At 71.2% G+C, this 24,202-nt stretch carries 15 protein-coding genes, 1 tRNA gene and 1 pseudogene; 11 read left to right on the top strand and 6 right to left on the bottom strand.

Annotated elements, in window-relative coordinates; genetic code table 11:
• Positions 1 to 24 precede the first annotated feature (24 nt).
• A pseudogene (locus OHA30_RS06555) lies at positions 25 to 933 on the bottom strand (ketopantoate reductase family protein); the annotation flags it as partial.
• Positions 934 to 941: 8 nt separating this feature from the next.
• The gene (locus OHA30_RS06550) at positions 942 to 1,979 is read right to left on the bottom strand and encodes an alpha/beta hydrolase (RefSeq protein ID WP_328912841.1); all 1,038 of its coding nucleotides are present in this window, start codon (positions 1,977 to 1,979) and stop codon (positions 942 to 944) included.
• 690 nt (positions 1,980 to 2,669) lie between these two features.
• On the opposite strand from OHA30_RS06550, the gene OHA30_RS06545 reads away from it, so the two are divergent.
• On the top strand, positions 2,670 to 4,055 hold the full coding sequence (locus tag OHA30_RS06545) for a pyridoxal phosphate-dependent decarboxylase family protein (RefSeq protein ID WP_405785750.1): 1,386 nt from the start codon (positions 2,670 to 2,672) through the stop codon (positions 4,053 to 4,055).
• Positions 4,052 to 5,539 carry a lysine N(6)-hydroxylase/L-ornithine N(5)-oxygenase family protein gene (locus OHA30_RS06540; protein ID WP_328912839.1) on the top strand — a complete coding sequence of 496 codons (1,488 nt, stop codon included), beginning with the start codon at positions 4,052 to 4,054 and terminating at the stop codon, positions 5,537 to 5,539. Before OHA30_RS06545 ends, OHA30_RS06540 begins: the two co-directional genes overlap by 4 nt.
• On the opposite strand, the gene OHA30_RS06535 is transcribed toward OHA30_RS06540, so the two are convergent.
• Positions 5,508 to 7,334 carry a bifunctional metallophosphatase/5'-nucleotidase gene (locus OHA30_RS06535; protein ID WP_328912838.1) on the bottom strand — a complete coding sequence of 609 codons (1,827 nt, stop codon included), beginning with the start codon at positions 7,332 to 7,334 and terminating at the stop codon, positions 5,508 to 5,510. The two genes, OHA30_RS06540 and OHA30_RS06535, sit on opposite strands and share 32 nt — an antisense overlap.
• A gap of 266 nt (positions 7,335 to 7,600) precedes the next feature.
• Here OHA30_RS06535 and pyk point away from each other — a divergent pair, with 266 nt between their 5' ends.
• The 6 genes from pyk (at position 7,601) to OHA30_RS06505 (ending at position 15,568) form a co-directional block, all read left to right on the top strand.
• A complete protein-coding gene (pyk, locus tag OHA30_RS06530; protein ID WP_328912837.1) occupies positions 7,601 to 9,037 on the top strand; it encodes a pyruvate kinase in 1,437 nt (478 codons plus the stop codon).
• A 585-nt stretch (positions 9,038 to 9,622) separates the two neighbouring features.
• Positions 9,623 to 10,876 (top strand): branched-chain amino acid ABC transporter substrate-binding protein, encoded by a 1,254-nt coding sequence (locus OHA30_RS06525; RefSeq protein ID WP_328912836.1) that lies wholly within the window; start codon positions 9,623 to 9,625, stop codon positions 10,874 to 10,876.
• Positions 10,877 to 11,093: 217 nt separating this feature from the next.
• Positions 11,094 to 12,023 (top strand): branched-chain amino acid ABC transporter permease, encoded by a 930-nt coding sequence (locus OHA30_RS06520; RefSeq protein ID WP_328912835.1) that lies wholly within the window; start codon positions 11,094 to 11,096, stop codon positions 12,021 to 12,023.
• A gap of 4 nt (positions 12,024 to 12,027) precedes the next feature.
• Positions 12,028 to 13,908: a branched-chain amino acid ABC transporter permease gene (locus tag OHA30_RS06515; RefSeq protein WP_328912834.1), complete on the top strand. Its 1,881-nt coding sequence runs from the start codon at positions 12,028 to 12,030 to the stop codon at positions 13,906 to 13,908.
• An 8-nt stretch (positions 13,909 to 13,916) separates the two neighbouring features.
• Positions 13,917 to 14,855, top strand: coding sequence for an ABC transporter ATP-binding protein (locus OHA30_RS06510; RefSeq protein ID WP_328912833.1), 939 nt, complete (start codon positions 13,917 to 13,919; stop codon positions 14,853 to 14,855).
• Positions 14,852 to 15,568 carry an ABC transporter ATP-binding protein gene (locus tag OHA30_RS06505; protein WP_328912832.1) on the top strand — a complete coding sequence of 239 codons (717 nt, stop codon included), beginning with the start codon at positions 14,852 to 14,854 and terminating at the stop codon, positions 15,566 to 15,568. Before OHA30_RS06510 ends, OHA30_RS06505 begins: the two co-directional genes overlap by 4 nt.
• A gap of 109 nt (positions 15,569 to 15,677) precedes the next feature.
• On the opposite strand, the gene OHA30_RS06500 is transcribed toward OHA30_RS06505, so the two are convergent.
• On the bottom strand, positions 15,678 to 16,307 hold the full coding sequence (locus OHA30_RS06500) for an ANTAR domain-containing response regulator (RefSeq protein ID WP_328912831.1): 630 nt from the start codon (positions 16,305 to 16,307) through the stop codon (positions 15,678 to 15,680).
• A 100-nt stretch (positions 16,308 to 16,407) separates the two neighbouring features.
• On the opposite strand from OHA30_RS06500, the gene OHA30_RS06495 reads away from it, so the two are divergent.
• A tRNA-Leu gene (locus OHA30_RS06495) sits at positions 16,408 to 16,480 on the top strand.
• 85 nt (positions 16,481 to 16,565) lie between these two features.
• On the opposite strand, the gene OHA30_RS06490 is transcribed toward OHA30_RS06495, so the two are convergent.
• Positions 16,566 to 17,042, bottom strand: a complete 477-nt coding sequence (locus OHA30_RS06490) for a PaaI family thioesterase (protein ID WP_328912830.1) — start codon at positions 17,040 to 17,042, stop codon at positions 16,566 to 16,568.
• Between the two features lie 52 nt (positions 17,043 to 17,094).
• Positions 17,095 to 19,380, bottom strand: coding sequence for an FdhF/YdeP family oxidoreductase (locus tag OHA30_RS06485; RefSeq protein ID WP_328912829.1), 2,286 nt, complete (start codon positions 19,378 to 19,380; stop codon positions 17,095 to 17,097).
• Between the two features lie 327 nt (positions 19,381 to 19,707).
• Between OHA30_RS06485 and polA the strand changes: the two genes are divergently transcribed.
• Complete coding sequence (gene polA / locus OHA30_RS06480; RefSeq protein WP_328912828.1) at positions 19,708 to 22,419, top strand: DNA polymerase I; 2,712 nt, start codon at positions 19,708 to 19,710, stop codon at positions 22,417 to 22,419.
• A gap of 312 nt (positions 22,420 to 22,731) precedes the next feature.
• Complete coding sequence (locus OHA30_RS06475; RefSeq protein WP_328912827.1) at positions 22,732 to 24,015, top strand: lytic transglycosylase domain-containing protein; 1,284 nt, start codon at positions 22,732 to 22,734, stop codon at positions 24,013 to 24,015.
• Positions 24,016 to 24,202: the final 187 nt, after the last annotated feature.

The raw sequence follows: 24,202 nt of genomic DNA, 5'->3' as shown, positions 1-24,202 counted from the left end.
GCGGGCCGCGCGGCGCAGGCGTTCCAGCACCGCGGCGTTGGCGGGCGCGTCCGTACCGGCGAGGCGGGCCTGGAGGACCACCTCGCCGTTGAGGAAGTCCACTTCGAGGGAGCCCGACCGGGCCAGGCTCTGCCAGGTGGACGTACCGCCGCGCGGATGGCCCGGCACGTCCCGGACGACGAAGCCGGACAGGTCCTGGGTGATACGGGCGGTACGGTCCACGACCGGCAGGCCCGCCCGCGCGAAGACCGCCCGGGCCTCGTCGGCGAGCAGCCCGGCCGCCCGCTCGCGCAGCGGGCTGCGGCGGTAGAGCGCGTCGAGGGCGTTGACGGTGTTGAGCGCCAGCTTGTCGGTCTTCCACGCGATGATGTCCGGCACGATCTGCACGGCGAAGGACGCCGCCGACAGATCGGCGGCCAGCCGCGCCAGCACGGGGTGTCCGGTGCCGCCGGGGTAGCGGCCGATCCACAGCGCCGCCGGGGTCGGGGCGGCCGGCGAGACCACCACGCCCGCCTCGACGTGCTCACCCGGCACCCACACCACCGCGCCCAGTACGGCGGCGAACCGGCGCAGCGCGATCCGTTCGCTGTCCAGACCGTTCTGGAGCGTCACCACGGGCAGCGCCGCGGCGGCGGTGTCCTGGCCGCCGTCGGCGCGGGCCACCGGGCGCCACGCCCAGTCCGCCAGGGTCTGCTCGGCGTCCTGCGACTTCACCGCCAGGACCAGTACGTCGTCCCCGGTGAGCGCGACCTCGTCGGGGCCTGCGGCGTACGGCAGGCGCAGCGTCGTCGTCCCGTCCGGCCGGGCCAGCCGCAGCCGGTCCTCGCGCAGCGCGGCGAGCTGGCCGCCACGGGCGACGAGCAGCACCTGCGCGCCGGCCCGGTGCAGGCCCTCGGCGAGGATCACGCCGACGGCGCCCGCGCCGATGATCACATAGCGCGTCACGGCCGCGGCTCCTCTCGTACGGCGGCGGTCCCGGGCGCGGCGGCGGCTTCGGGTTCGGCGGCGGCCTCGGGCACGGCGGCGGTCTCGGTCCCGGCCACGGTCTCGGGTTCGGCCACGGTCTCGGGTTCGGCGGCGGCTTCGGGTTCAGCGGCGGCCTCGGGCTCAGCCACGGCCACGTTCTCGGGTACGGGTACGGGTACGGCGACGGTCTCGGGTTCGGCGGCGGTCTCGGGCTCAGCCACGGTCCCGGGCACGGCCTCCGGTTCGGCCTCCGGTTCGGCCACGTTCTCCCGTACGGCGATGGCGGGCGCGTCGGCGCCCTCGCGGACCCGTTCGAGGAAGAGCAGCACGGTCGCCGCGCTCGTCCGGTGCGTCGCGTCGTTGAGCGCGTCGTGCCGCCCGCCGACCAGGCTGACCAACTCCAGCCGGGGCGCGGCCGCGTACCGCTCCCGGGCCGCCGCCGGCGGGCTGACCGGGTCCGCCGCGCCGTGCAGCGCGAGTACGGGCACCCGGACTGCGGCGAGGTCGGCCCGCTCGTACCAGTCCGCCGGCGGCGGGTCGTACAGCGCGCCGCGCCGCAGCAGTCCGTCCTCGGCGAGCCGGCCGCGGTGGGTCGAGCAGGCGGTACGCGACTCCAGCTCCTCGTCCCAGCCCGCGGGCGCCGGCCCGTGCGGGCCGGCGGGCAGCCCGGCCAGCACCAGCGCGTCCACGTCCACCTCACCGGCGGCGACCAGACCCACCGCGAACAGCGCCCCCGCGTCCGACCCGGCCAGCACCAGCGGCCGAGGCAGCCGCTCGTCCGCCAGCAGCGCCCTGACCTGCCCGGTCGCGGCCTCGGGCCACAGGGTCGGATCGGCCACGGCCCGCACCCGGTAGGCGTCGGCCGCCAGCCGCGCCCCGAAGCGCTCGTACAGCCGCGGGTCCTCCCCGCGGCCGGGCAGCAGCACGACCGTGCCGCGCGGGGCGAGCCCCGCAGGGGGCTCCCACGCGACGACATCGGGGACTGCGCTGACGGAAGTGCTGACGGAAGTCATGAGGCGTCCTTGTGACAAGGGACCGCCACCGTCGGCCCGGCAGCGGGCGGACGGCACGGCGGAGGGGCGCGGCCGGAGGATCACGGGCGCGAGGGGGTGTGACGCCGGCGGGCGGCGTACGGCGTGCGAGCACGGAGCGCCGACGCGCGAGCGCGGGCCGGCGGGGGAGTTCAGCTACAGCGACAGCTGGCGGACGTACCCGTCCCGAAGTCGATCACCCTGCGCTGGGTCAGTCGCGGCGCCGCCCCGGGGGCGCGCACACGACCGCGCACGGCACCGCGGGCCGGACCCCGTCCGGACCTCCCCGCGAGCGCGTGCTGTGTCATGCACCAGAGCATGCAGGACGTTGTGCTCCGGCGTCCAACGCCGATTCCTGATCGCGATCGATCACCGCATCGAATCGGTCACGCCTTGAGGCCCGGTCCGGCCGCCGGGCGTACGCCGTCGTGTGACCGACCGTCATGAACCCGCTGGCTTTGGGCCTGTTGTGTGTCGATACCGATAACTGATGGCCCAAGCAGCGTGACCGGGAGTGAGGATGTGCCCCTTCTCCCGTAAACTCCCCCTGACGCGTGCCGACTTCGGCCACGCACCCGCGGAGAGCCGGCCGCGGCGCGGCCTCTCGTACCCATTCGGCTCAAGGGTCGTTGAGCACGGCGACCCCGACCGGCCGCCGAGTGAGGAAAACCCATGCCCATGCCCGGACTCGCAGGCGGACGACAAGGGTCCGACGACATGCGGCCGTTGGTCGACACCGTACTCGCCGCACTCGCCGAAGGGGCCAAGGCGCGCGGTGGCGCGGTACCGCGCGGCGGTCCCGACGCCGTCGCCGCCGCGATCGCCGACACCGTGCGGGACGCGCTGCCGCGCGGCGGCACCGGGGAGCACGAAGCCCTGCACACCCTTGTGCACGCGCTCGCCGCGGGCTCCGCCGACCCGGCCGAGCCCTGGACCACGGCCCATCTGCACTGCCCACCGCTGGCGGTCGCCGCCGCGGCCGACCTCGCGGTCTCCGCGCTGAACCCCTCGCTGGACTCCTGGGACCAGGCGCCCGCCTCCAGCGAACTGGAGGCCCGGGTCACCACCGCGCTCGCCGCCCTGGTCTACCCCGACCTGCCCGCGCCCGAGGCCCTGGTCACCACCGGCGGCACCGAGTCCAACCAGCTCGCCCTGCTACTGGCCCGAGAACGCGCCGCCGGCGGCCCCCGGGTGCAGATCGTCTGCGGCGCCAACGCCCACCACAGCGTGCAGCGCGCGGCCTGGCTGCTCGGACTGCCCAGCCCCCTTGTCATCGACACCCCCGCGGGTGTCCTCGACCCCGCCGCCGTGCAGGGCGCGCTCGACGAACTCCCCGGCCGGCCCCTGGTGGTGGCCACCGCGGGCACCACCGACTCCGGCGCGATCGACCCGCTGCCCGACATCGCCAAGATCACCACCGCCCACGGCGCCGAACTCCACGTCGACGCCGCCTACGGCGGACCGCTGCTCTTCAGCGACCGCGAGGCCCACAAGCTCGAAGGGCTGCAGTCCGCCGTCTCCGTGAGCCTCGACCTGCACAAACTCGGCTGGCAGCCGGTCGCCGCCGGGCTGCTCGCCGTACCCGACGGCGCCGCCCTGCGCCCGCTGACCCACCAGGCCGACTACCTCAACGCCGAGGACGACACCGAGGCCGGCCTGCCCGACCTGCTCGGCCGCTCGCTGCGCAACACCCGCCGCCCCGACATCCTCAAGATCGCCGTCACCCTGCGCGCCCTCGGCCGCGACGGCATCGGCGCCCTCGTGGAGGCCGTCTGCGACCTCGCCACCGAGTTCGCCGCCCGTATCGACCGCCACCCGGCGCTGACCCTGTACGGACCCCCCACCATCAGCACCGTGCTCTTCCGCCCCACCGACGCGAGCGACGAGCAGACCGCGCAACTGCGCCGCCGCCTGCTGTACGAGGGCCGCGCCGTGCTCGGCCGGGCCCGCGCCGACGGACAGCTGTGGCTCAAGGCCACCCTGCTCAACCCGCATGTCCGCCCCGACGACCTCGACGCGCTCCTCCAGCTGACGACGGAAGGTCCCACCGAGCGATGAACGCCCCCACACCCCCCACACCCCCCGCAACACCCACCGCGCGGGACAGCTCGGCGGCACCCACCGGCCGCCCCGCCGCCTCACCCCTCGACCTGCTCGGCGTCGGCATCGGCCCCTTCAACCTCTCGCTCGCCGCCCTCGCCGACGCCGTCCCCGGTCTCACCACCGCCTTCTACGACCAGCGCCCCGGCTTCCACTGGCACCCCGGCCTGCTGATCGACGGCGCCACCCTCCAAGTCCCCTTCCTGGCCGACCTGGTGACCCTCGCCGACCCCACCAGCCGCTGGTCGTTCCTCAACTGGCTCAGGACCCGGCAGCGGCTGTACCCCTTCTACTTCGCCGAGCGCTTCCATGTGCACCGCGCCGAGTACGACGCCTACTGCCGCTGGGTCGCCGAGGGCCTGCCCACCACCCACTTCGGGCAGCAGGTCGACACCGTGCGCTGGAACCCCGGCCGCGCCCTGTTCGAGATCGACCACACCCACCTCGACGCCCAGGGCGAGGCCGAGGCGCTGGGCCGCACCCACGCCCGCCATCTCGTCCTCGGCATCGGCACCGAGCCCCACGTACCCGAACCGCTGCGCCCGCTGGCCGAGGCGCCCGCCGTGCCCGTCGTCCACTCCGCGCACTACCTGGAGCAGCGCGAACGGCTGCTGGCCGCCGACCACGTCACCGTCGTCGGCTCCGGCCAGTCCGGCGCCGAGATCTTCCTCGACCTGCTGCGGGCCCGCCCGGCCGGCCGCGAGCGGCTGACCTGGCTGGCCCGCACCCCCGCCTTCGCGCCCATGGAGTACAGCAAGCTCGGCCTGGAACACTTCACCCCGGACTACACCCGCTACTTCCACGGCCTGGACGAGGACGTACGCGACCGGCTCGTGGCCGGCCAGTGGCAGCTGCACAAGGGCATCGACGCCGAGACGATCGCCGCGATCCACGACGAGCTCTACCGCCGCACCCTCGACGGCGGCTGGCCCGACGCCGTCCTCACCCCTGGTGTGTCCGTGCGCACGGCCGGCCGGATCGGCGCCCATGGCATCGAACTCCATCTGGAACACGCCGACCAGGGCACCCGCAGCCGGCTGGTCACCGAAGCCGTGGTGCTGGCCACCGGCTACCGCGAGCGCCCGCTCGACCGGCTGCTCGGCCCCCTCGACCCCTATGTGCGGCGCGACTCCGCCGGGCGGCCGAAGATCGACGCCCGGCACCGTGTCGTCCTCGACCCGGCGGTCACCGGGCATGTCTACGTGCAGAACGCCGAACGCCACACCCACGGCGTCGGCGCACCCGACCTGGGCCTGGCCGCCTGGCGGGCCGCCGTCGTGCTCAACGACCTGACCGCGGCCCTGACCGGCGAGGAGCACTACCCCCTGCCGGACAGGACCGCCTTCACCACCTTCGGACTCGGCGGCGGCCCCCGGGCCGAGGGCTCCCAGGAAGCGGCCGGGGATGCCGCTAGCCGAACAGCGGCACTCCCGCGCGGGTGAGCCGCCACTCGTCGCCGCCGAAGGCCGCCGGGTCGATCGTCCCGTGGGCCTGCACCCAGGCGATGATCGTGTTGCGGATCTCGTCGGAGTCGGACCACACCGACTGCGCGGTCGCGATGTGCGGGTAGTTGCTGCCGCCGCTGGAGCGGTAGTTGTTGACCGCCAGTACGAAGCGGGCCGCCGGGTCGATCGGCGCGCCGCCGAAGGTGAGGTTCACGATCCGCGACCCGGCCGGCTGCGCCACGTCGATGTCGTAGGACACGCCGCTGAGCACGTCGTAGGAGTAGTCGGGCGTGTTGTTCGCGTTGGTCAGCGCGGCCGGGTCCACGGGCGCGCCGGGCGCGGTCCGTGTGTAGTAGGCCGCCGACCATTCCAGGTAGTCCTTGACCTGGGCGCCGGTGAGGATCTTGGCGTCCAGGGTGTTCTCGTAGACGTACAGGCCCGCCACGTCACGCAGCGACACCTGCCCGGCCGGGATCGACGCCGTCCGCGAGAAGCAGGACGCCTCCGAGAGCACCGGCAGATCCGCGTACGGGGTGCCCGCCAGGGCCGCCTTGACGGTGTCGGACTGCACCAGGTTCACGAAGTCGATGATCGGGGTGTCCTTGTACGTCGACTCGGTCGCGGACATCGCCTGCGTACAGGTGCCGACGACCTGGTTGACGTAGTCCACGACCTTGCGGTGCTCGGCCCGCACCAGCCGGGCGACCGCCGGGTCCTCGGGCACGGTGTTGGCATTGCGGACCTCGGCGGTGACCGAGGTGACCTGCCAGCGGCCGCGGGTGAACTCCAGGTCGATGTCGAAGACGCTCAGCCGCATCCCCCACATCAGCGGCTCGGAGAGCACCACCTTCCGGCCCGTCTCGGCGTTGGTGACCAGGGTGCAGGGCCGCTCCACATGGGTGTGCCCGACCAGGATCGCGTCGATGCCGGGCACCTGCTCGGCCACCAGCGACGAGGCGTTCTCCGGGAACGGCACCGCGTCGCCGTACGAGGTCCCGCCGTCCAGGCCGCTGTGGTCGGTACAGATCACCACGTCGCAGCCGAGCGCCCTGAGCCTGGGCACATGGATCCGGGCCTGTTCGACCAGGCCGGGGAAGGCCATCTTGCCCTGGACATTGGCCTTGTCCCACACGGCGATGCCGGGGTTGGTCAGCCCGAGCACACCCACCTTGACGTCGGGGCCGCCGGGCACCCGCAGGCGCTTGACCAGGTAGGGCGGGAAGGCGGGCTTGAGCGTCCTGGCGTCCACGGCGTTGGCGGCCAGCAGCGGGAAGTCGCACTGCTCCTGGAAGGCGCGCAGCAGCGGGATGCCGTAGTTGAACTCGTGGTTGCCGAGCGCGGCGGCGTCGTACTTCATGTGGTTCATCGCCAGCGCCATCGGGTGCCGCGGTCCGCGCCCGGCGCCGGTGATCGGCTCCACCCGGGCGTAGTAGTACGACAGCTGGGTGCCCTGGATGATGTCGCCCGCGTCGATCAGCAGGGTCCGGTCGTGGCCCTTCTCGGCGCGGGCGCGCGCGACCAGGGTGGCGATCTTGGCCAGGCCGACGTCGTTGTGGGTGGCGTCGTCGTACTCGGCGTCGGTGAAGTAGTCCCAGTTCAGGGCGTGCCCGTGCAGATCGGTGGTGCCCAGCACCCGCAGGCTGTACGTCCTCGGGCGAGGGGCCTGCCGGCCGCCGTGCCGCTCGGTCGCCTGCGCGGGGGCCGCCGCCACCGCCCCCGCCGTACCGGCGAGCGCCACACCCGCGCCGGTGGCGGCCGAACGATTGATGAAGTCCCTGCGGTTGAGCGGCATTCCGGTCTCCCTGAATGGTCGTGTGGCGCCTGAGGCGCGCGTGAGGGTGCAACGCGCGTAGATTCTGGACCACACCGGCCCCTTCGCGACACCCCTGACGCGTAAGTCGCGGTAAGTCGCGCAACCGGCCACTGAGGGTGACACATCTGCTCATCCGAGCGGGGCTCTGCACACTTCGACACTTGTCAACAAGGGTTCATCCGGCCGTCGTTGGGGAGTTGCCGGGCCCGTGTTCCCTACCAACGAGTAAGTCATACGCTCGGAACATGCGCCGAGCCAAAATTGTCTGCACTCTGGGCCCCGCCACCGACTCCTACGACCAGATCAAGGCCCTGGTCGAGGCCGGAATGGACGTGGCCCGCCTGAATCTGAGCCATGGCGGTTACGCCGAACACGAGGACCGCTACCGACGGGTCCGCAAGGCCGGCGACGAGACCGGCCGCAGCGTGGGTGTCCTGGTCGACCTTCAGGGTCCGAAGATCAGGCTCGGCCGATTCGCCGAGGGGCCCGTACTCCTTGAACGCGGCGACGACTTCACCATCACCGTCGACGACATCGAGGGTGACCAGCAGATCTGCGGCACCACGTACAAGGGTCTGGTCGCCGATGTGGCCCGCGGGGAGCGCATCCTCGTGGACGACGGGCGGGTCACCCTCGAAGTGACCGCCGTCGAGGGACCGCGGGTGCACACCATGGTCATCGAGGGCGGCATGATCTCCGACCACAAGGGGCTCAATCTGCCCGGGGTCGCGGTCTCCGTGCCCGCCCTGTCCGAGAAGGACATCCGCGACCTGCGCTGGGGACTGCGGATCGGGGCCGACATCATCGCCCTGTCCTTCGTCCGCTCCGGGCGGGACTACGAGGACGTGCTGCGGATCATGGAGGAGGAGGGCCGCCGGGTCCCGGTCATCGCCAAGATCGAGAAGCCGCAGGCGGTGGAGAACCTGGAGTCCATCGTGGACGCCTTCGACGGGATCATGGTGGCCCGCGGCGACCTCGGCGTCGAGATGCCGCTGGAGGCCGTGCCGCTGGTCCAGAAGCGCGCGGTCAGCATCGCCAGGCGCAACGCCAAGCCGGTGATCGTCGCCACCCAGATGCTCGACTCGATGATCGACAACTCCCGGCCCACCCGCGCCGAGGCCAGCGACGTCGCCAACGCCGTGATCGACGGCACCGACGCGGTGATGCTCTCCGGCGAGACCAGCGTCGGCAAGTACCCGATCGAGACGGTCAAGACGATGTCGCGGATCGTGGCCGCCGCCGAGGCGGACGTACTCGCCGCCGGGCTGCCGCCGCTGACCGATCAGAACAAGCCACGCACCCAGGGCGGCGCGGTGGCCCGGGCCGCCGCCGAGATGGGCGACTTCCTCGGCGCGAGCTATCTGGTGGCCTTCACCCAGTCCGGCGACACCGTCCGCCGGCTCTCCCGCTACCGCTCGCCGATCCCCGTGCTGGCCTTCACCCCGGAGCCCGCCACCCGCTCCCAGCTCAATCTGACCTGGGGTGTGGAGACGTTCCTCGGCCCGACCGTGCAGACCACCGACGAGATGGTCCAGCAGGTGGACGAGGAACTGCTGCGGATCGGGCGCTGCAAGAAGGGCGACGTCGTGGTCATCACGGCCGGCTCGCCGCCCGGGATGCCCGGCACCACCAACATGGTCCGCGTCCACCACATCGGCGAGGACGACTCCCCGAAGGTCTGAGGCCCGCCTCGGTCAGGCCCGCAGGGCTCTGACATCGGCATTTCTCAAGAACGTAATGCGTGAGTGCTTTTTTGGTCCTGACGGAACCCGAGCCCGAAAAGATCGCGCCTTGCCGCAAACCCCGCCCCTGTTCGGCGACCGGCCGGACGGGGGCGTTGTTTCGGAAAAGCCGAACATCGCAATTAACACTGCGTAACGTGCCCGCAATACGCATAGGGACGCCCGTCGCCGCCGCTCCCTACCCCCTGCGGAGTCCGGTAATCCTGTTCCGGCTGATCTTGTCCGATCTTCGCCCATGATCGTCCGGGAAGCCTTCACCCTGCACCGATGTACCGGTTCTCATCATGCGGACTTGCCGCAAAACGCCCAAAGTTCGCAAAAAGTTCTGCCAACCTCAATTAAAGCTCAAGAGTTTCCGATTGGCATAACAAGACAGTCACACTCTTCGCTACACCTCTGCCTGACCCCCCGTGACGCGCCTAGAGTCACCGCCAGTCACCGCGCCACCGGATTTGTTCAGTTCGGGTTCCAGCGCGCGACTCGGCCTCTCATCAGAGACGGCCGCGCCAGGGGAAAGGACTGATCGTGCGACACCGTTCCTTGCTGATTCTGACCTCCGTACTCACCACTGGAGCGCTCTCCCTCACCGCCTGCGGCTCGCGCGGCGACGACAGCAAGAAGGGCGACGACGGGGGCGGTTCGACCGCCACCACCACTACGGTCGTCATCGGCGTCGACGCCCCGCTCACCGGCCAGAACTCGGCCACCGGCCTCGGACTCCAGTACGGCGTCCAGATCGCGGTGGACGACGCCAACGCCAAGCATTTGGTGCCCGGCGTCACTTTCAAGGTCAAGGCCCTGGACGACAAGGCGCTGCCCGCCTCCGGCCAGCAGAACGCCACCGCCCTGGTGGCCGACAACAGCGTCATCGCCGCCGTCGGCCCGCTCAACTCCGGTGTGGCGCAGTCGATGCAGCAGGTCTTCGCCAACGCCAACATGGTCGAGATCTCACCGGCGAACACCAACCCCACCCTGACCCTGGGCAAGGACTGGGCGACCGGCAAGAAGGTCCGCCCCTTCAAGACCTACTTCCGTACCGCCACCACCGACGCCCTCCAGGGCGGCTTCGCGGCCGATTACGCGTACAACACCCTCAAGAAGAAGTCCGCCTTCGTCGTCGACGACAAGCAGACCTACGGCGCCGGCCTGGCGGGCATCTTCCACGACAAGTTCGCCCAGCTCGGGGGCAAGATCGCCGGAACCGACCACGTCAACACCGGCGACACCGACTTCTCCACCCTGGTCACGAAGATCAGGAACTCGCACGCCGACATCCTCTACTACGGCGGCCAGTACGACGAGTCCGAGCTGATCACCAAGCAGCTCAAGGCGGCCGGCGTCAACATCCCGCTCATGGGCGGCGACGGCATGTTCTCCGACACCTACATCAAGACCGCCGGCCAGGCCTCCGACGGCGACCTCGTCACCAGCGTCGGCGTGCCCGTCACCACGCTCCCGGCCGCCAAGGACTTCATCAACACCTACAAGTCCAAGGGCTACCCCGGCGACTACGGCACCTACGGCGGCTACTCCTACGACGCCGCCACCGCCATTATCAACGGCGTCAAGGCCGTCATGGACGCCAACGGCGGCACGCTGCCCGCCATCAACGACGCCCGCACCAAGCTCGTGGACGCCGTCCAGAAGACCGACTTCGACGGCATCGCCGGACACCTGTCCTTCGACGAGTTCGGCGACACCACCAACAAGCAGCTGACCGTGTACCAGGTCAAGGGCGGCGAGTGGGTCGCCGTCAAGAGCGGTACGTACACCGGCTGACCGCCCCACCCGCAGCACCCAGGGCCGCGCGGCTGGTCACCCCACCGACCGCGCGGCCCGCCGCGTACCCCCGCTCACCGCCCGGCGATCACCGCTCACCGCCCGACGGGCCGGACCGCTCGACCGCTCCGAGCGCGCCACCCGCCCCGCTCGCGCCACGCACCCGCTCAACGTCCCTGCCCACCCCCCTGCTCCCCAGCGACATGGAGGCCATGCGGTGCACACCCTGCCGCAACAGCTGGCCAACGGGCTGTTCATCGGCTCGATGTACGGGCTCATCGCCATCGGCTACACGATGGTGTACGGCATCGTCCAGCTCATCAACTTCGCCCACGGCGAGATCTTCATGACCGGGTCCTTCGGAGCCCTCACGGTCTGGACGAATCTCCCCCACGGCACGTCCATCTGGCTCGCGCTGCCCCTCATGCTGGCAGGCGGCGCCATCGTGTCCGTCCTGATCGCCGTCGGCGCCGAACGCTTCGCCTACCGGCCGCTGCGCAACGCGCCACGCCTGGCACCGCTCATCACCGCCATCGGCCTCTCCCTCGCCCTCCAGCAGGCCATCTTTATCTGGTACCCCGGCGCCGACAACGCCGTGAACTTCCCCCAGCTCGGCACCCACCCGTACCACGTCGGCTCCATCAGCATTCAGCGCGGCGACATCTTCCTCGTCGCCGCCGCCGTCATCTGCATGATCGGCCTGGCCTTCTTCGTCCGCACCAGCCGCACCGGCCGCGCGATGCAGGCCACCGCCCAGGACCCCGACACCGCGCAGCTCATGGGCATCGACACCAACCGCATCATCGTCATCGCCTTCGCCATCGGCGGCCTCTTCGCCGCCATCGCCGGCCTCGCCTCCGGCCTCAAGTACGGCCAGATCAAATACGACATGGGCTTCCAGGCCGGTCTGAAGGCGTTCACCGCGGCCGTGCTCGGCGGCATCGGCAACATCTACGGCGCCATGCTCGGCGGACTCGTCCTCGGCGTCGCCGAGTCCTGCGCCTCCGCCTATGTCTCCAACATCCCCGGCATGCAGCAGCTCGGCGGCGGCAGCTGGGCCAACGTCTGGGCCTTCGTCCTCCTCATCGTCGTCCTGCTCGTCCGGCCGCAGGGCCTGCTCGGCGAGCGCGTCGCGGACAGGGCGTGATCACATGACCGACATCCCCACCACCGCGCACGTCGAGGCGACCGCGCCCGTCGGCGGCCGCCGTGTCGCGCCGTACGTACCCCTGCCGCCCGCCGCCGCCCGCGCCGTCGCCCTCGTCGGCGCCGTCGCCACGATCGCCTCCACCTTCCTGTCCTGGACCTACACCACCGAATTCCCCGGCGACCTCACCGTCTCCGGCTACCCCGGCGGCCTCCAGGTCCTCACCCTCGTCGGCGGCATCCTCAGCGCGCTGTTCGTCGTCGCCGCGTTCGGCGTCAAGGGCCTGCGCGGGTTCCTGCCCAACCGCTCCCACAACGGCATCCTGCTGCTCGCCGCCGGCACCTTCGCCACCACCTGGTACACCGTCATCGCCATCGCCCAGGAACTCGGCGGACTGGCCAACCTCGACCCGGGCGGCTTCATCGCCGCCGTCGGCAGCCTCGTCCTGCTCATCGGCGCCCTCGCCCTGCCCATCCACCGGCACCCGGCCGAGGACCCCGACGCCGAGTTCTACGAACTCGGCCGCCTCTCCCAGAACAACGCCGCACGCAGCGCCTACCGGTGGCTCCGCGAAGCCCGCCTCCAGCACAGCGACCTGCCCGTCGCCGACCCCACCCGGCTGCCCGGCTGGATCCAGCGGCTGATCATCACCGTCGTCGCCGCCCTCGGCCTCAAGGTCCTCACCTACGGACTGGCCACCGGCTACACCGAGATCTTCATCGGCTATCTGATCCTGGTCGCCTTCACCCTCTGGGCGCTGAGCGCCACCGGGCTCACCCGCCAGTTCTCCGGCATGACCACCGCCCACCGGCCGTTCGCCATCTCCATGGGACTGCTCGCGGCCATCGCCTACCCGTTCGCCCAGAACAACGAGCACTGGGCCAACCTCGGCGTCAACATCCTCATCTTCGGCACCGTCGCCCTCGGCCTCAACATCGTCGTCGGCCTCACCGGCCTGCTCGACCTCGGCTACGTCGCCTTCCTCGGCGTCGGCGCCTACGCGGCCGCGCTGGTCTCCGGCTCCCAGTACTCGATCTGGTCCGGCGTCCAGTTCCCGTTCTGGGGCGCCGCCCTCACCGGCATGGCCGCCAGCCTCGTCTTCGGCGTCCTCATCGGCGCACCCACCCTCCGGCTGCGCGGCGACTACCTCGCCATCGTCACCCTCGGCTTCGGAGAGATCTTCCGGCTCGCCGTCAACAGCCTCGACGGCGTATCGGGCCCGAAGGTCACCAACGGACCCAACGGCATCGCCCAGATCCCCGACCTGTCCGTCTTCGGCTACAACCTCGGCAACGCCCACCAGATCGGCTCGTTCACGCTCGGCAGGTTCGCCAACTACTACCTGCTGATGCTGCTGATCACCGTCATCGTCGTCCTCATCTTCACCCGCGCCGCCGACTCCCGTATCGGCCGCTCCTGGGTCGCCATCCGCGAGGACGAGACCGCCGCCACCGCCATGGGCATCAACGGCTTCCGCGTCAAGCTCATCGCCTTCGCGCTGGGCGCCTCGCTGGCCGGCCTCGCCGGAACCGTCAGCGCCCACGTCACCTACAACGTCGTGCCCAGCCCCTACCAGTTCTCCGGCGCCGCGCCGCCCAACTCCGCCTTCCTGCTCGCCGCCGTCGTCCTCGGCGGCATGGGTACGGTCAGCGGTCCCATCCTCGGCGCGGCCCTGCTCTACCTCATCCCGGAGAAGCTGGGCTTCCTCCAGCGGTACGAACTCTTCGCCTTCGGCCTCGCCCTCATCCTGATCATGCGCTTCCGCCCCGAGGGCATCATCGCCAACCGGCGCCGCCGACTGGAGTTCCACGACGACGACACCCTGATCCCGGCCCAGCGCCCCATGGGCGACGACACCCTCCCCGTCAACACGGCAGGGGCGTGAAAGACACCATGACCACCACGACCGACACCCAGCCCACCCCCGCGCGGACGCCCGACCGCACCCCTCTGCTCGAAGCCCGCGGCGTCATCATGCGCTTCGGCGGACTCACCGCCGTCCGCGATGTCGACCTCACCGTCAACACCGGCGAGATCGTCGGCCTCATCGGGCCCAACGGCGCCGGCAAGACCACCTTCTTCAACTGTCTGACCGGCCTGTACGTCCCCACCGAGGGCACCGTCAGCTACCGGGGGACCGTACTGCCCCCCAAGCCGCACCTCGTCACCCAGGCCGGAATAGCCCGGACCTTCCAGAACATCCGGCTGTTCGCCAACATGACCGTGCTGGAGAACGTCCTGGTCGGCCGCCACACCCGCACCAAGGAAGGACTTCTGTCCGCGCTCATCCGCGGCCCCCGCTACCACCGGGCCGAAGCGCGGTCGCGTGAACGCGCCATGGAACTCCTCGCGTTCACCGGCCTCGCCGACAAGGCCGACCACCTCTCCCGCAACCTCCCCTACGGCGAGCAGCGCAAGCTGGAGATCGCCCGCGCGCTCGCCAGCGAACCCGGACTCCTCCTCCTCGACGAGCCCACCGCCGGCATGAACCCGCAGGAGACCCGCGCCACCGAGGAACTGGTCTTCGCCATCCGCGACCAGGGCATCGCCGTCCTCGTCATCGAGCACGACATGCGGTTCATCTTCAACCTCTGCGACCGCGTCGCCGTCCTCGTCCAGGGCGAGAAGCTCATCGAGGGCACCTCCGAAGTCGTCCAGAACGACGAACGCGTCATCGCCGCCTACCTCGGCGAGCCCTTCGAGGGAGCGCCCGAGGACGAGGGGGACGGCCCGGAGGCGGGCGCGGGCGCGGGTACGGAGGCGGGTTCCGGCGCCGGAGCCGAGGGCGACCAGGGCGGCAAGGGCACGAGCGAGCAGGAGAACGACCGATGACCGCACTGCTCGAAGTCGAGGACCTCCGCGTCTCCTACGGCAAGATCGAAGCTGTCAAGGGCATCAGCTTCTCCGTCGAGGCCGGCCAGATCGTCACCCTCATCGGCACCAACGGCGCCGGCAAGACCACCACACTCCGCACCCTCAGCGGACTGCTCAAGCCCACCGGCGGCAAGGTCCGCTTCGACGGGAAGAGCCTCACCCGGGTCCCCGCGCACAAGATCGTCGCCCTCGGGCTCGCGCACTCCCCGGAAGGCCGGCACATCTTCCCCCGGCTCACCATCGAACAGAACCTCCAACTCGGCGCGTTCCTCCGCAAGGACGCCCCCGGAATCGCCAAGGACATCCAGCGCGCCTACGACCTCTTCCCCATCCTCGGCGAACGCCGCAAGCAGGCCGCGGGCACCCTCTCCGGCGGCGAACAGCAGATGCTCGCCATGGGCCGCGCCCTGATGTCCCAGCCGAAACTCCTCATGCTCGACGAACCCTCCATGGGCCTGTCGCCGATCATGATGCAGAAGATCATGACGACGATCATCGAGCTGAAGGCACAGGGCACCACGATCCTGCTGGTCGAGCAGAACGCGCAGGCCGCGCTCTCGCTCGCCGACCAGGCCCACGTGATGGAAATCGGCACGATCAAGCTCTCCGGCACCGGCCAGGACCTGCTGCACGACGACGGGGTCCGCAAGACGTACCTCGGCGAGGACTGATCCCCCGGCCGTACGTGCCGTTCACGCCGTACCGGCGAAAGGGCCCGCGCCCGGTGACCACACCCGGCGCGGGCCCTTCCCCATGTCGTACGTCGTGCGGTGCGGACCGCTAGTCCGTGACCTCCTCGATCACGGCCTGCGCCACCGCCTGCATCGACATCCGCCGGTCCATCGACGTCTTCTGGATCCACCGGAAGGCGGCCGGCTCCGACAGCCCGTACTTCGTCTGGAGCGCGCTCTTCGCCCGGTCGACCAGCTTGCGCGTCTCCAGCCGCAGCGACAGGTCCGCGATCTCCGACTCCAGCGCCCGCAGCTCCTGGAACCGGCTCACCGCCATCTCGATCGACGGCACGAGGTCGCTCTTGGTGAACGGCTTCACCAGGTACGCCATCGCGCCCGCGTCCCTGGCCCGCTCCACCAGCTCCCGCTGCGAGAACGCCGTCAGCATCAGCACGGGCGCGATCTTGTTCTCGGCGATCCGCTCGGCGGCGGAGATCCCGTCCAGGACCGGCATCTTGACATCGAGGATCACCAGGTCGGGCCGCAGTTCCTCCGTGAGCTTCACCGCGGTTTCGCCGTCCCCGGCCTCACCGACGACGGAGTAACCCTCCTCCTCCAGCATCTCCTTGAGATCGAGCCGAATCAGCGCCTCGTCCTCCGCGATCACGACGCGAGTCGTCAGCGGCGGCACATGCGATTGCGCATCCTGCGGGGTAGCGGACTCTTCGGGGGCGCTCACGGTGCTCCTCGTTCTGGGCCTGGACCTGCCCCTAGAGCGTACCCAGCTCCTGTATCGTTAGGGCACGGAGGACTCGTCGAGCCCTTTGAATCTTATGCAGGCCCCGGTAGCCCAGCGGCAGAGGCACGGTGCTCAAACCACCGACAGCGTGGGTTCAAATCCCACCCGGGGCACATCACCTTTGATTCCAAGGTATCCGTATATCTCGCCAGGCGTACGTGCCGGACTCTGTCCGGGCGACGGCCCGGTACCGGCGGGTCAGCCCGTGGGCGGGGTCGCCAGCGACGCGGGCCGGAGCATGCAGGTGAGCCGGGCGGTGCAGACGCGGCGGCCCGCCTCGTCCGTGATGACGATCTCGTACGTCGCCGAGGAGCGCCCCCGGTGGACGGGCGTCGCCGTTCCCGTCACCGTGCCGCTGCGCAGACCGCGGTGGTGCGTGGCGTTGAGGTCGACCCCGACGGCGATCTTGCCCGGGCCGCCGTGCAGCATCGCGCCGACGGAGCCGAGGGTTTCGGCGAGTACGGCCGAGGCGCCGCCGTGCAGCAGTCCGTAGGGCTGGGTGTTGCCTTCGACGGGCATGGTGCCGACCACTTCCTCGGGCGCGGCGCGCAGGATCTCGATCCCCATGCGGTCGCCGAGATGCCCCGCGGAGAACAGGGCGTGCAGATCGACGCCGAGGTCGGCGTACTGCTCCAGGATCTCCGGGGGGAAGTGGGTGGTGGTCTGCTCGCCCATGCGGGTCGGCTCCGTTCTGCGTTCCGGGTGCTTCGGTGGGTGGGTTCAGGGTTCAGGACTGTGCGGGGATCGTGGGTTCCAGGCGGATCACGATCGACTTGGACGCCGGGGTGTTGCTGGTGTCGGCGGTGTGGTCGAGGGGGACGAGGACGTTGGTCTCGGGGTAGTAGGCGGCGGCGCAGCCGCGGGGCGTGGCGTAGTGGACGACGCGGAAGCCGTCGGCGCGGCGCTCGGCGCCGTCGGTCCACTCGCCGACGAGATCGGTGAAGTCGCCGTCGCGCAGGCCGTGTTCGGCGGCGTCGTCGGGGTGGAGGAGGACGACGCGGCGGCCGCCCTTGATGCCCCGGTAACGGTCGTCGAGCCCGTAGATGGTGGTGTTGTACTGGTCGTGCGAGCGGATGGTCTGGAGCAGCAGCCGGCCGGCGGGCACCCGGGGGTAAGTGACGGGCGCGGCCGTGAAGTTGGCCTTGCCGGTGGCCGTGGGGAAGGTGCGGGAGTCGCGCGGGCCGTGGGGGAGGGTGAAGCCGCCGGGGCGCCGTACCCGGGTGTTGAAGTCGTCGAAGCCGGGGATGACGCGGGCGATCCGGTCGCGGACGAGGTCGTAGTCGTCGGCGAAGCCGGCCCAGGGGATGGTGCTTCGGGGGCCGAGGACGGCCTGGGCGAGCCGGGCGACGATCGCGGGTTCGGAGAGCAGGTGCGGCGAGGCGGGGGCGAGGGTGCCTCGGGAGGCGTGGACCATGCCCATGGAGTCCTCGACGGTGACGAACTGGTCGCCGCCGGCCTGGTGGTCCCTCTCGGTGCGGCCGAGGGTGGGGAGGATGAGGGCGCGGGCGCCGGTGACCACGTGGGACCGGTTGAGCTTGGTCGACACATGGACGGTGAGCCGGGCCCGGCGCATGGCCGCCTCGGTGACGTCGGTGTCGGGGCTGGCGGAGACGAAGTTGCCGCCCATGGCGAGGAAGACCTTGGCGGCGCCGTCGCGCAGCGCCCTTATGGCGCGGACGACGTCGAGGCCGTGGTGACGCGGGGGTGCGAAGCCGAATTCGCGCCCTAGGGCGTCGAGGAAGGCGGCGGCGGGACGTTCGTAGATGCCCATCGTGCGGTCGCCCTGGACATTGGAGTGGCCGCGTACGGGACAGACGCCCGCGCCGGGCCGGCCGATGTTGCCGCCGAGCAGGAGGAAGTTGACGACTTCGCGGATCGTGGGGACGGAGTGCTTGTGCTGGGTGAGGCCCATGGCCCAGCAGACGACGATGCTCCTGGCGCCGCGGACGAGGGCGTACAGGCGCCGGATGTCGTCGTCGGCGAGCCCGGTGGCGGTGCGGATCTCGTCCCGGTCGGTGGCGAGCGCGGCGGCGCGGTACTCGTCGTATCCGTGGGTGTGGGCGGCGATGAAGTCGTGGTCGAGGGCGCCGTCCTCGATCAGGAGGCGGCCGAGGGCGCGGAAGAGCGCCTGGTCGCCGCCGAGCCGGATCGGCAGGTGGAGATCGGTGAGGCGGGTACCGGGGCCGGCCAGTCCGGCCGCGGTCTGGGGGTTCTTGAAGCGTTCGAGGCCGGCCTCGGGGAGCGGGTTGACGCTGACGATCATGGCGCCGCCGCGCTTGGCCTTTTCGAGGGCGGAGAGCATGCGCGGGTGGTTGGTGCCGGGATTCTGTCCGGCGACGATGATCAGTTCGGCCCGGTGGAGGTCGTCGAGCAGGACGCTGCCCTTGCCGACGCCCAGGGTCTCGGTGAGCGCGGAGCCGGACGACTCGTGGCACATGTTGGAGCAGTCGGGCAGGTTGTTGGTGCCGTAGGCGCGGGCGAAGAGCTGGTAGAGGAACGCGGCTTCGTTGCTGGTTCGGCCCGAGGTGTAGAAGACGGCCTCGTCGGGGGAGTCGAGGTCGCGGAGTTCACCGGCGATGAGGTCGAAGGCGCGGTCCCAGGCGATGGGTTCGTAGTGGGTGGCGCCTTCGGGCAGGTACATCGGCTCGGTGAGGCGGCCCTGCTGGCCGAGCCAGTAGCCGCTGCGGCGGGCGAGTTCGGCGACGGGGTGGGCGGCGAAGAAGTCAGGGGTGACACGGCGGAGGGTGGCCTCTTCGGCGACGGCCTTGGCGCCGTTCTCGCAGAACTCGAAGGTGTGGCGGTGATCGCCCTCGGGCCAGGCGCAGCCGGGGCAGTCGAAGCCCTTCTTCTGGTTGACCCTGAGCAGGGTGAGTGCGGTGCGGCGGGCGCCCATCTGGGCTTCGGCGTTTCTCATGCTGTGGACGACGGCGGGCAGCCCGGCCGCGGCGTGCGGGGGCGCCGTGACGTGCGGGGCGTCCTGTACGGGGTCACCTATGGGCGGCTTCTTTGCCATGTCCCCGATCCTGCCATTTTTCTCCCGCCCTTCGCCTCCGGCCGCTTGAACCCGATGTCGACGGTCCTCTTCGACAGTCGCTCACTCCTCGTTCCTCGTCCTTCGCTCCTTGCTCATCGTCTCTTTCGACACCGGCGCGGCCTTTGGCTCAGCGCTGCACGGGTGAGCGCTGTGGACACCCCAGCGGGGGCGGGCACGCGCGGGTCCGATCCGCGCATGCGGCCGCGCCCGGGGGACCGCACGCCGGGGTCCATGCCCGGGGTCCGCGCCGGAGGCGGACTGCGGCGTGCGGCGGGACTGTCAGTGGTACGTGGGAGGATCGGGAACGTGGCAGAGAAAGCATCGAAGACGACGACCGACCGCCCGCGGCTGATGCTGCTGGACGGGCACTCGCTGGCGTACCGGGCGTTCTACGCGCTGCCCGTGGAGAATTTCAATACGGCCACGGGCCAGCCGACGAACGCCATTTACGGCTTCGCGTCCATGCTGGCGAACACGCTGCGTGACGAGAAGCCGACGCATCTGGCGGTCGCGTTCGACGTGTCCCGCAAGACATGGCGGTTCGACGAGTACCCGGAGTACAAGGCGACGCGTTCCAAGACGCCCGACGAGTTCCGCAGCCAGGTCGAGCTGATCGGCGAGCTGCTGGACGCGATGGCGGTGAGCCGCTTCGCGGTGGAGGGGTACGAGGCGGACGACATCATCGCGACGCTGGCGACCCAGGCCGAGGCGCTGGGGTACGAGGTGCTGATCGTCACCGGCGACCGGGACGCGTTCCAACTGGTCAGCGACCATGTCACGGTGCTGTATCCGACCAAGGGCGTCTCGGAGCTGACCCGGTTCACACCGGAGAAGGTCGAGGAGAAGTATGGGCTGTCGCCGCGCCAGTACCCGGACTTCGCGGCGCTGCGCGGCGACCCGTCGGACAATCTGCCGGGCATCCCGGGGGTGGGGGAGAAGACCGCCGCGAAGTGGATCATCCAGTTCGGGTCGTTCGCGGAGCTGTGCGAGCGCGCGGACGAGGTGAAGGGGAAGGCGGGCGAAAACCTCCGGGCGCATCTGGACGCGGTCAAGCTGAACCGCCGCCTGACGGAGATGGTCCGTGATGTGACGCTGCCGGCGGCCCCCGAGCAGTTGGAGCGGGGAGCGTACGACCGTACGGCGCTGGGCACGGTGCTGGACGCGCTGGAGTTCCGCAACCCGAACTTCCGCGAGCGGCTGTTCGCGGCGGACCCGGGCGCGGAGCAGGAGGAGGCGGCGGTCGCGGAGGGCGTGGCCGTGGACGGCCGGGTGCTGGCGGCGGGGGAGCTGCCGGACTGGCTGGAGGCGCACGCGGGCGAGGCGCTGGGGCTGGCGAGCGTGGACACCTGGGCGCTGGGCAGCGGCGGTGTGACGCAGGTGGCGCTGGCCGCCGCGGAGGACGCGGCGTGGTTCGACCCGGCGGTGCTGGACGGGGCCGACGAGAAGGCGTTCGCCGCGTGGCTGGCGGACCCGGACCGGCCGAAGGTGCTGCACAACGCGAAGAACGCGGCCCGGGTGTTCGCCGAGCACGGCTGGCAGGTGGCGGGCGTCTCGATGGACACGGCGCTGGCGGCGTATCTGATCAAGCCGGGCCGCCGTTCGTTCGCGCTGGACGTGCTGTCGGTGGAGTACCTGGGCCGGGAGCTGGCGCCGGCCGACTCCGGGAGCGGACAGCTGGCCTTCGGCGAGGAGGAGGACGGCGAGGCGGCCGCCGCCGAGGCGCTGATGGTCCAGGCGCGCACGGTGCTGGACCTCGGCACGGTGTTCGGCGAGCGGCTGCCGGAGGTGGGCGCGGTCGATCTGCTGCACGACGTGGAGCTGCCCACGTCGGCGCTGCTGGCGCGGATGGAGCGGGCCGGGATCGCGGCGGACCGGGCCCATCTGGAGGGCCTGGAGCAGCAGTTCGCGGCTGCGGTGCAGCACGCGGTGACGGAGGCGCACGCCTCGGTGGGCCACGAGTTCAATCTGGGCTCGCCCAAGCAGCTGCAGGAAGTGCTCTTCGGTGAGCTGGGTCTGCCGAAGACGAAGAAGACGAAGACGGGTTACACCACGGACGCCGACGCGTTGGCGTGGCTGGCGGCCCAGACCGAGCACGACCTGCCGGTGATCATGCTGCGGCACCGGGAACAGGCCAAGCTGCGGGTGACGGTGGAGGGTCTGGTCAAGACGATCGCGCCGGACGGGCGGATCCACACCTCGTTCAGCCAGACGGTGGCGGCGACGGGCCGGCTGTCGTCCACGGACCCGAACTTGCAGAACGTGCCGGTGCGTACCGACGAGGGCCGGGCGATCCGGCGCGGCTTCGTGGTCGGCGCGGGGTACGAGTCGCTGCTGACGGCGGACTACAGCCAGATCGAGCTACGGGTGATGGCCCACCTGTCGGAGGACGAGGGGCTGATCGCGGCGTTCACCTCGGGCGAGGACCTGCACACCACCGTGGGTTCGCAGGTGTTCTCGGTGCCCCGGGACGCGGTGGACGCGGAGATGCGCCGGAAGATCAAGGCGATGTCGTACGGATTGGCGTACGGGCTGTCGGCGTTCGGGCTGTCCCAGCAGCTGGGGATCGAGGCCGCCGAGGCGCGGGCGCTGATGGAGACGTACTTCGAGCGGTTCGGCGGCGTGCGGGACTATCTGCACCGGGTGGTGGAGGAGGCCCGCGGTACGGGATACACCTCGACGCTGCTCGGCCGGCGCCGTTACCTGCCGGATCTGAACAGCGACAACCGGCAGCGGCGGGAGATGGCCGAGCGGATGGCGCTCAACGCGCCGATCCAGGGCTCGGCCGCGGACATCGTGAAGATCGCGATGCTGCGGGTGGACCGGGCGCTGACCGAGGAGAAGCTGACCTCGCGGATGCTGCTCCAGGTGCACGACGAAATCGTGCTCGAAGTCGCCCCCGGGGAGCGGGAGAAGGTCGAGGAGCTGCTGCGCCGCGAGATGGCGGGGGCGTATCCGCTGCGGGCGCCGCTGGATGTGTCGGTGGGCGTCGGTACGGACTGGGAGTCGGCCGCGCACTGATGGAGGGGAGCGGCCCGCGCTGACAGGAGTGGGCCGAGTGGCGGGTGGGGTGTTCGGGGCGTGCGGCCGTCCCGTGTGAAGGGGAGGCGTCCCCTTGGTGAATGCTTTGCCGAGGGGCGCCGCGCCGTACCGGATTGCGCCGGTTCGAACCCTGTGGATACGAGGAAGACTGTGGTCGCGGCCTTGAAGTTGCCGTAGGGTCATCGGCGTTGTGGCGCCGATTCGGCACGCGACTCGCACCAGGGGAGGGACCGCGATATGGCTGCGCGGCGATATGGCCGGAGGCTACGCAGGGGAGCGGCGGGAACGGCGGTGGCCGCTGCGGCGATGGCCGCGCTGAGCGCGTCGCAGGCACCGGGCTTTCTGCCGGTGGCCCACGCGTCCACGCACGGGTCGCAGTCGGTGGTGACGCCGCCGCCGGGGCCGGAGATCGACGGTGGTTCGCCGCTGTACGTCACCGCGCTGCCCCCGCTGAACACCCCCACCGCGCCCGCTGATCCGACGGCCGGTGCCCCGGGCGGCGACCCGGTGATCTCCGTGCCGGCCGGTGGCGCGAGTCTGCCCGCGACGGTGTTCGACGCCTATCAGCGGGCGCAGCAGGCCGTCGCCGAGACCAATCCCGGCTGCCATCTGCCGTGGGAACTGCTCGCCGCGATCGGCCAGGTCGAGTCGGGCCAGGCCCGCGGCGGCGCGGTCGACGCGAACGGTACGACGTACTCGCCGATCCTGGGCCCGGTGCTCAACGGAAACGGTTTTGCCGACATCAGCGACACCGACAGCGGCGCCTACGACGGGGACCCGGTGCACGACCGGGCGGTCGGGCCCATGCAGTTCATCCCCTCGACCTGGGCGACGTGGGGCGCGGACGGCAACGGTGACGGGGTGCGCAACCCCAACAACATCTACGACGCCGCGCTGGCCGCCGCCCACTACCTGTGCGCCGACGGCCGTGACCTGGCCGTGCCGAGCGACATGGACCGCGCGATCCTCGGCTACAACCACTCGCAGGCGTATCTGGACCTGGTGAAGTCCTGGTACGAGCACTTCCGGCAGGGCGGCGCGGTCGCGGTGCCCGACCGCGCGGGCACACCCGGTCCCGGTGTGTCGGCCTCGCCGTCCGCGCCGAACCCGTCGACCAGCCCGTCGCCGTCGACGAGCCCTTCGCCGTCGACCAGCCCGCGGCCGACGGCCACCGCGACCGGTACGGTCAAGCCGACGCAGGGCTCGACGCCGAAGCCCACGACCAGCCCCACGGGTGTGCCGGTCACCGAGCCCACCACCGGCGCGCCGACGGGCCCGGCCACCACGGACCCGACGACGGGGACGCCCACGGACCCGACGACCACGCCGGGCTGCCCGACGGACCCGACGCCCACGCAGACGCCGACCGACAGCGGCGAGGTCATCCAGCCGCCGACGGTCACCGAGCCGCCGGCCGACGACACGGCGGACGCCGACGCCCAGGACCCGAAGGCGCAGGACCCGACACCGGACCCGTGCGGCACGGACACGGATGCCGCGGACCCGTCCGGGACGCCGAGCCCGACGGACACCGCGGGCGCGGCGGCCGGCCCCGCGATCACCAACGAGCCCTGAGGCCCGGTTCCGCCTGCGGCGCGCCCGGGGGACGGCGCAGTCAGCCGCGGTGCGGCTGCGCCGGGCCGCTCGCCGGGCCGCTCGCGGCGGTTTTCGGCCCACCGGGTGGTGGCGGGTTGCTCGCGCAGTTCCTCCCCCGGGCTTCGCCCGGGGGTACCCCCCAGCGCCCTTGGCGGGGCGCTCCCCG

Origin of the sequence: Streptomyces sp. NBC_00223 (assembly GCF_036199905.1) — a bacterium.
Lineage (GTDB): Bacteria > Actinomycetota > Actinomycetes > Streptomycetales > Streptomycetaceae > Actinacidiphila.
This window is presented reverse-complemented; position numbering and strand designations above follow the sequence as displayed.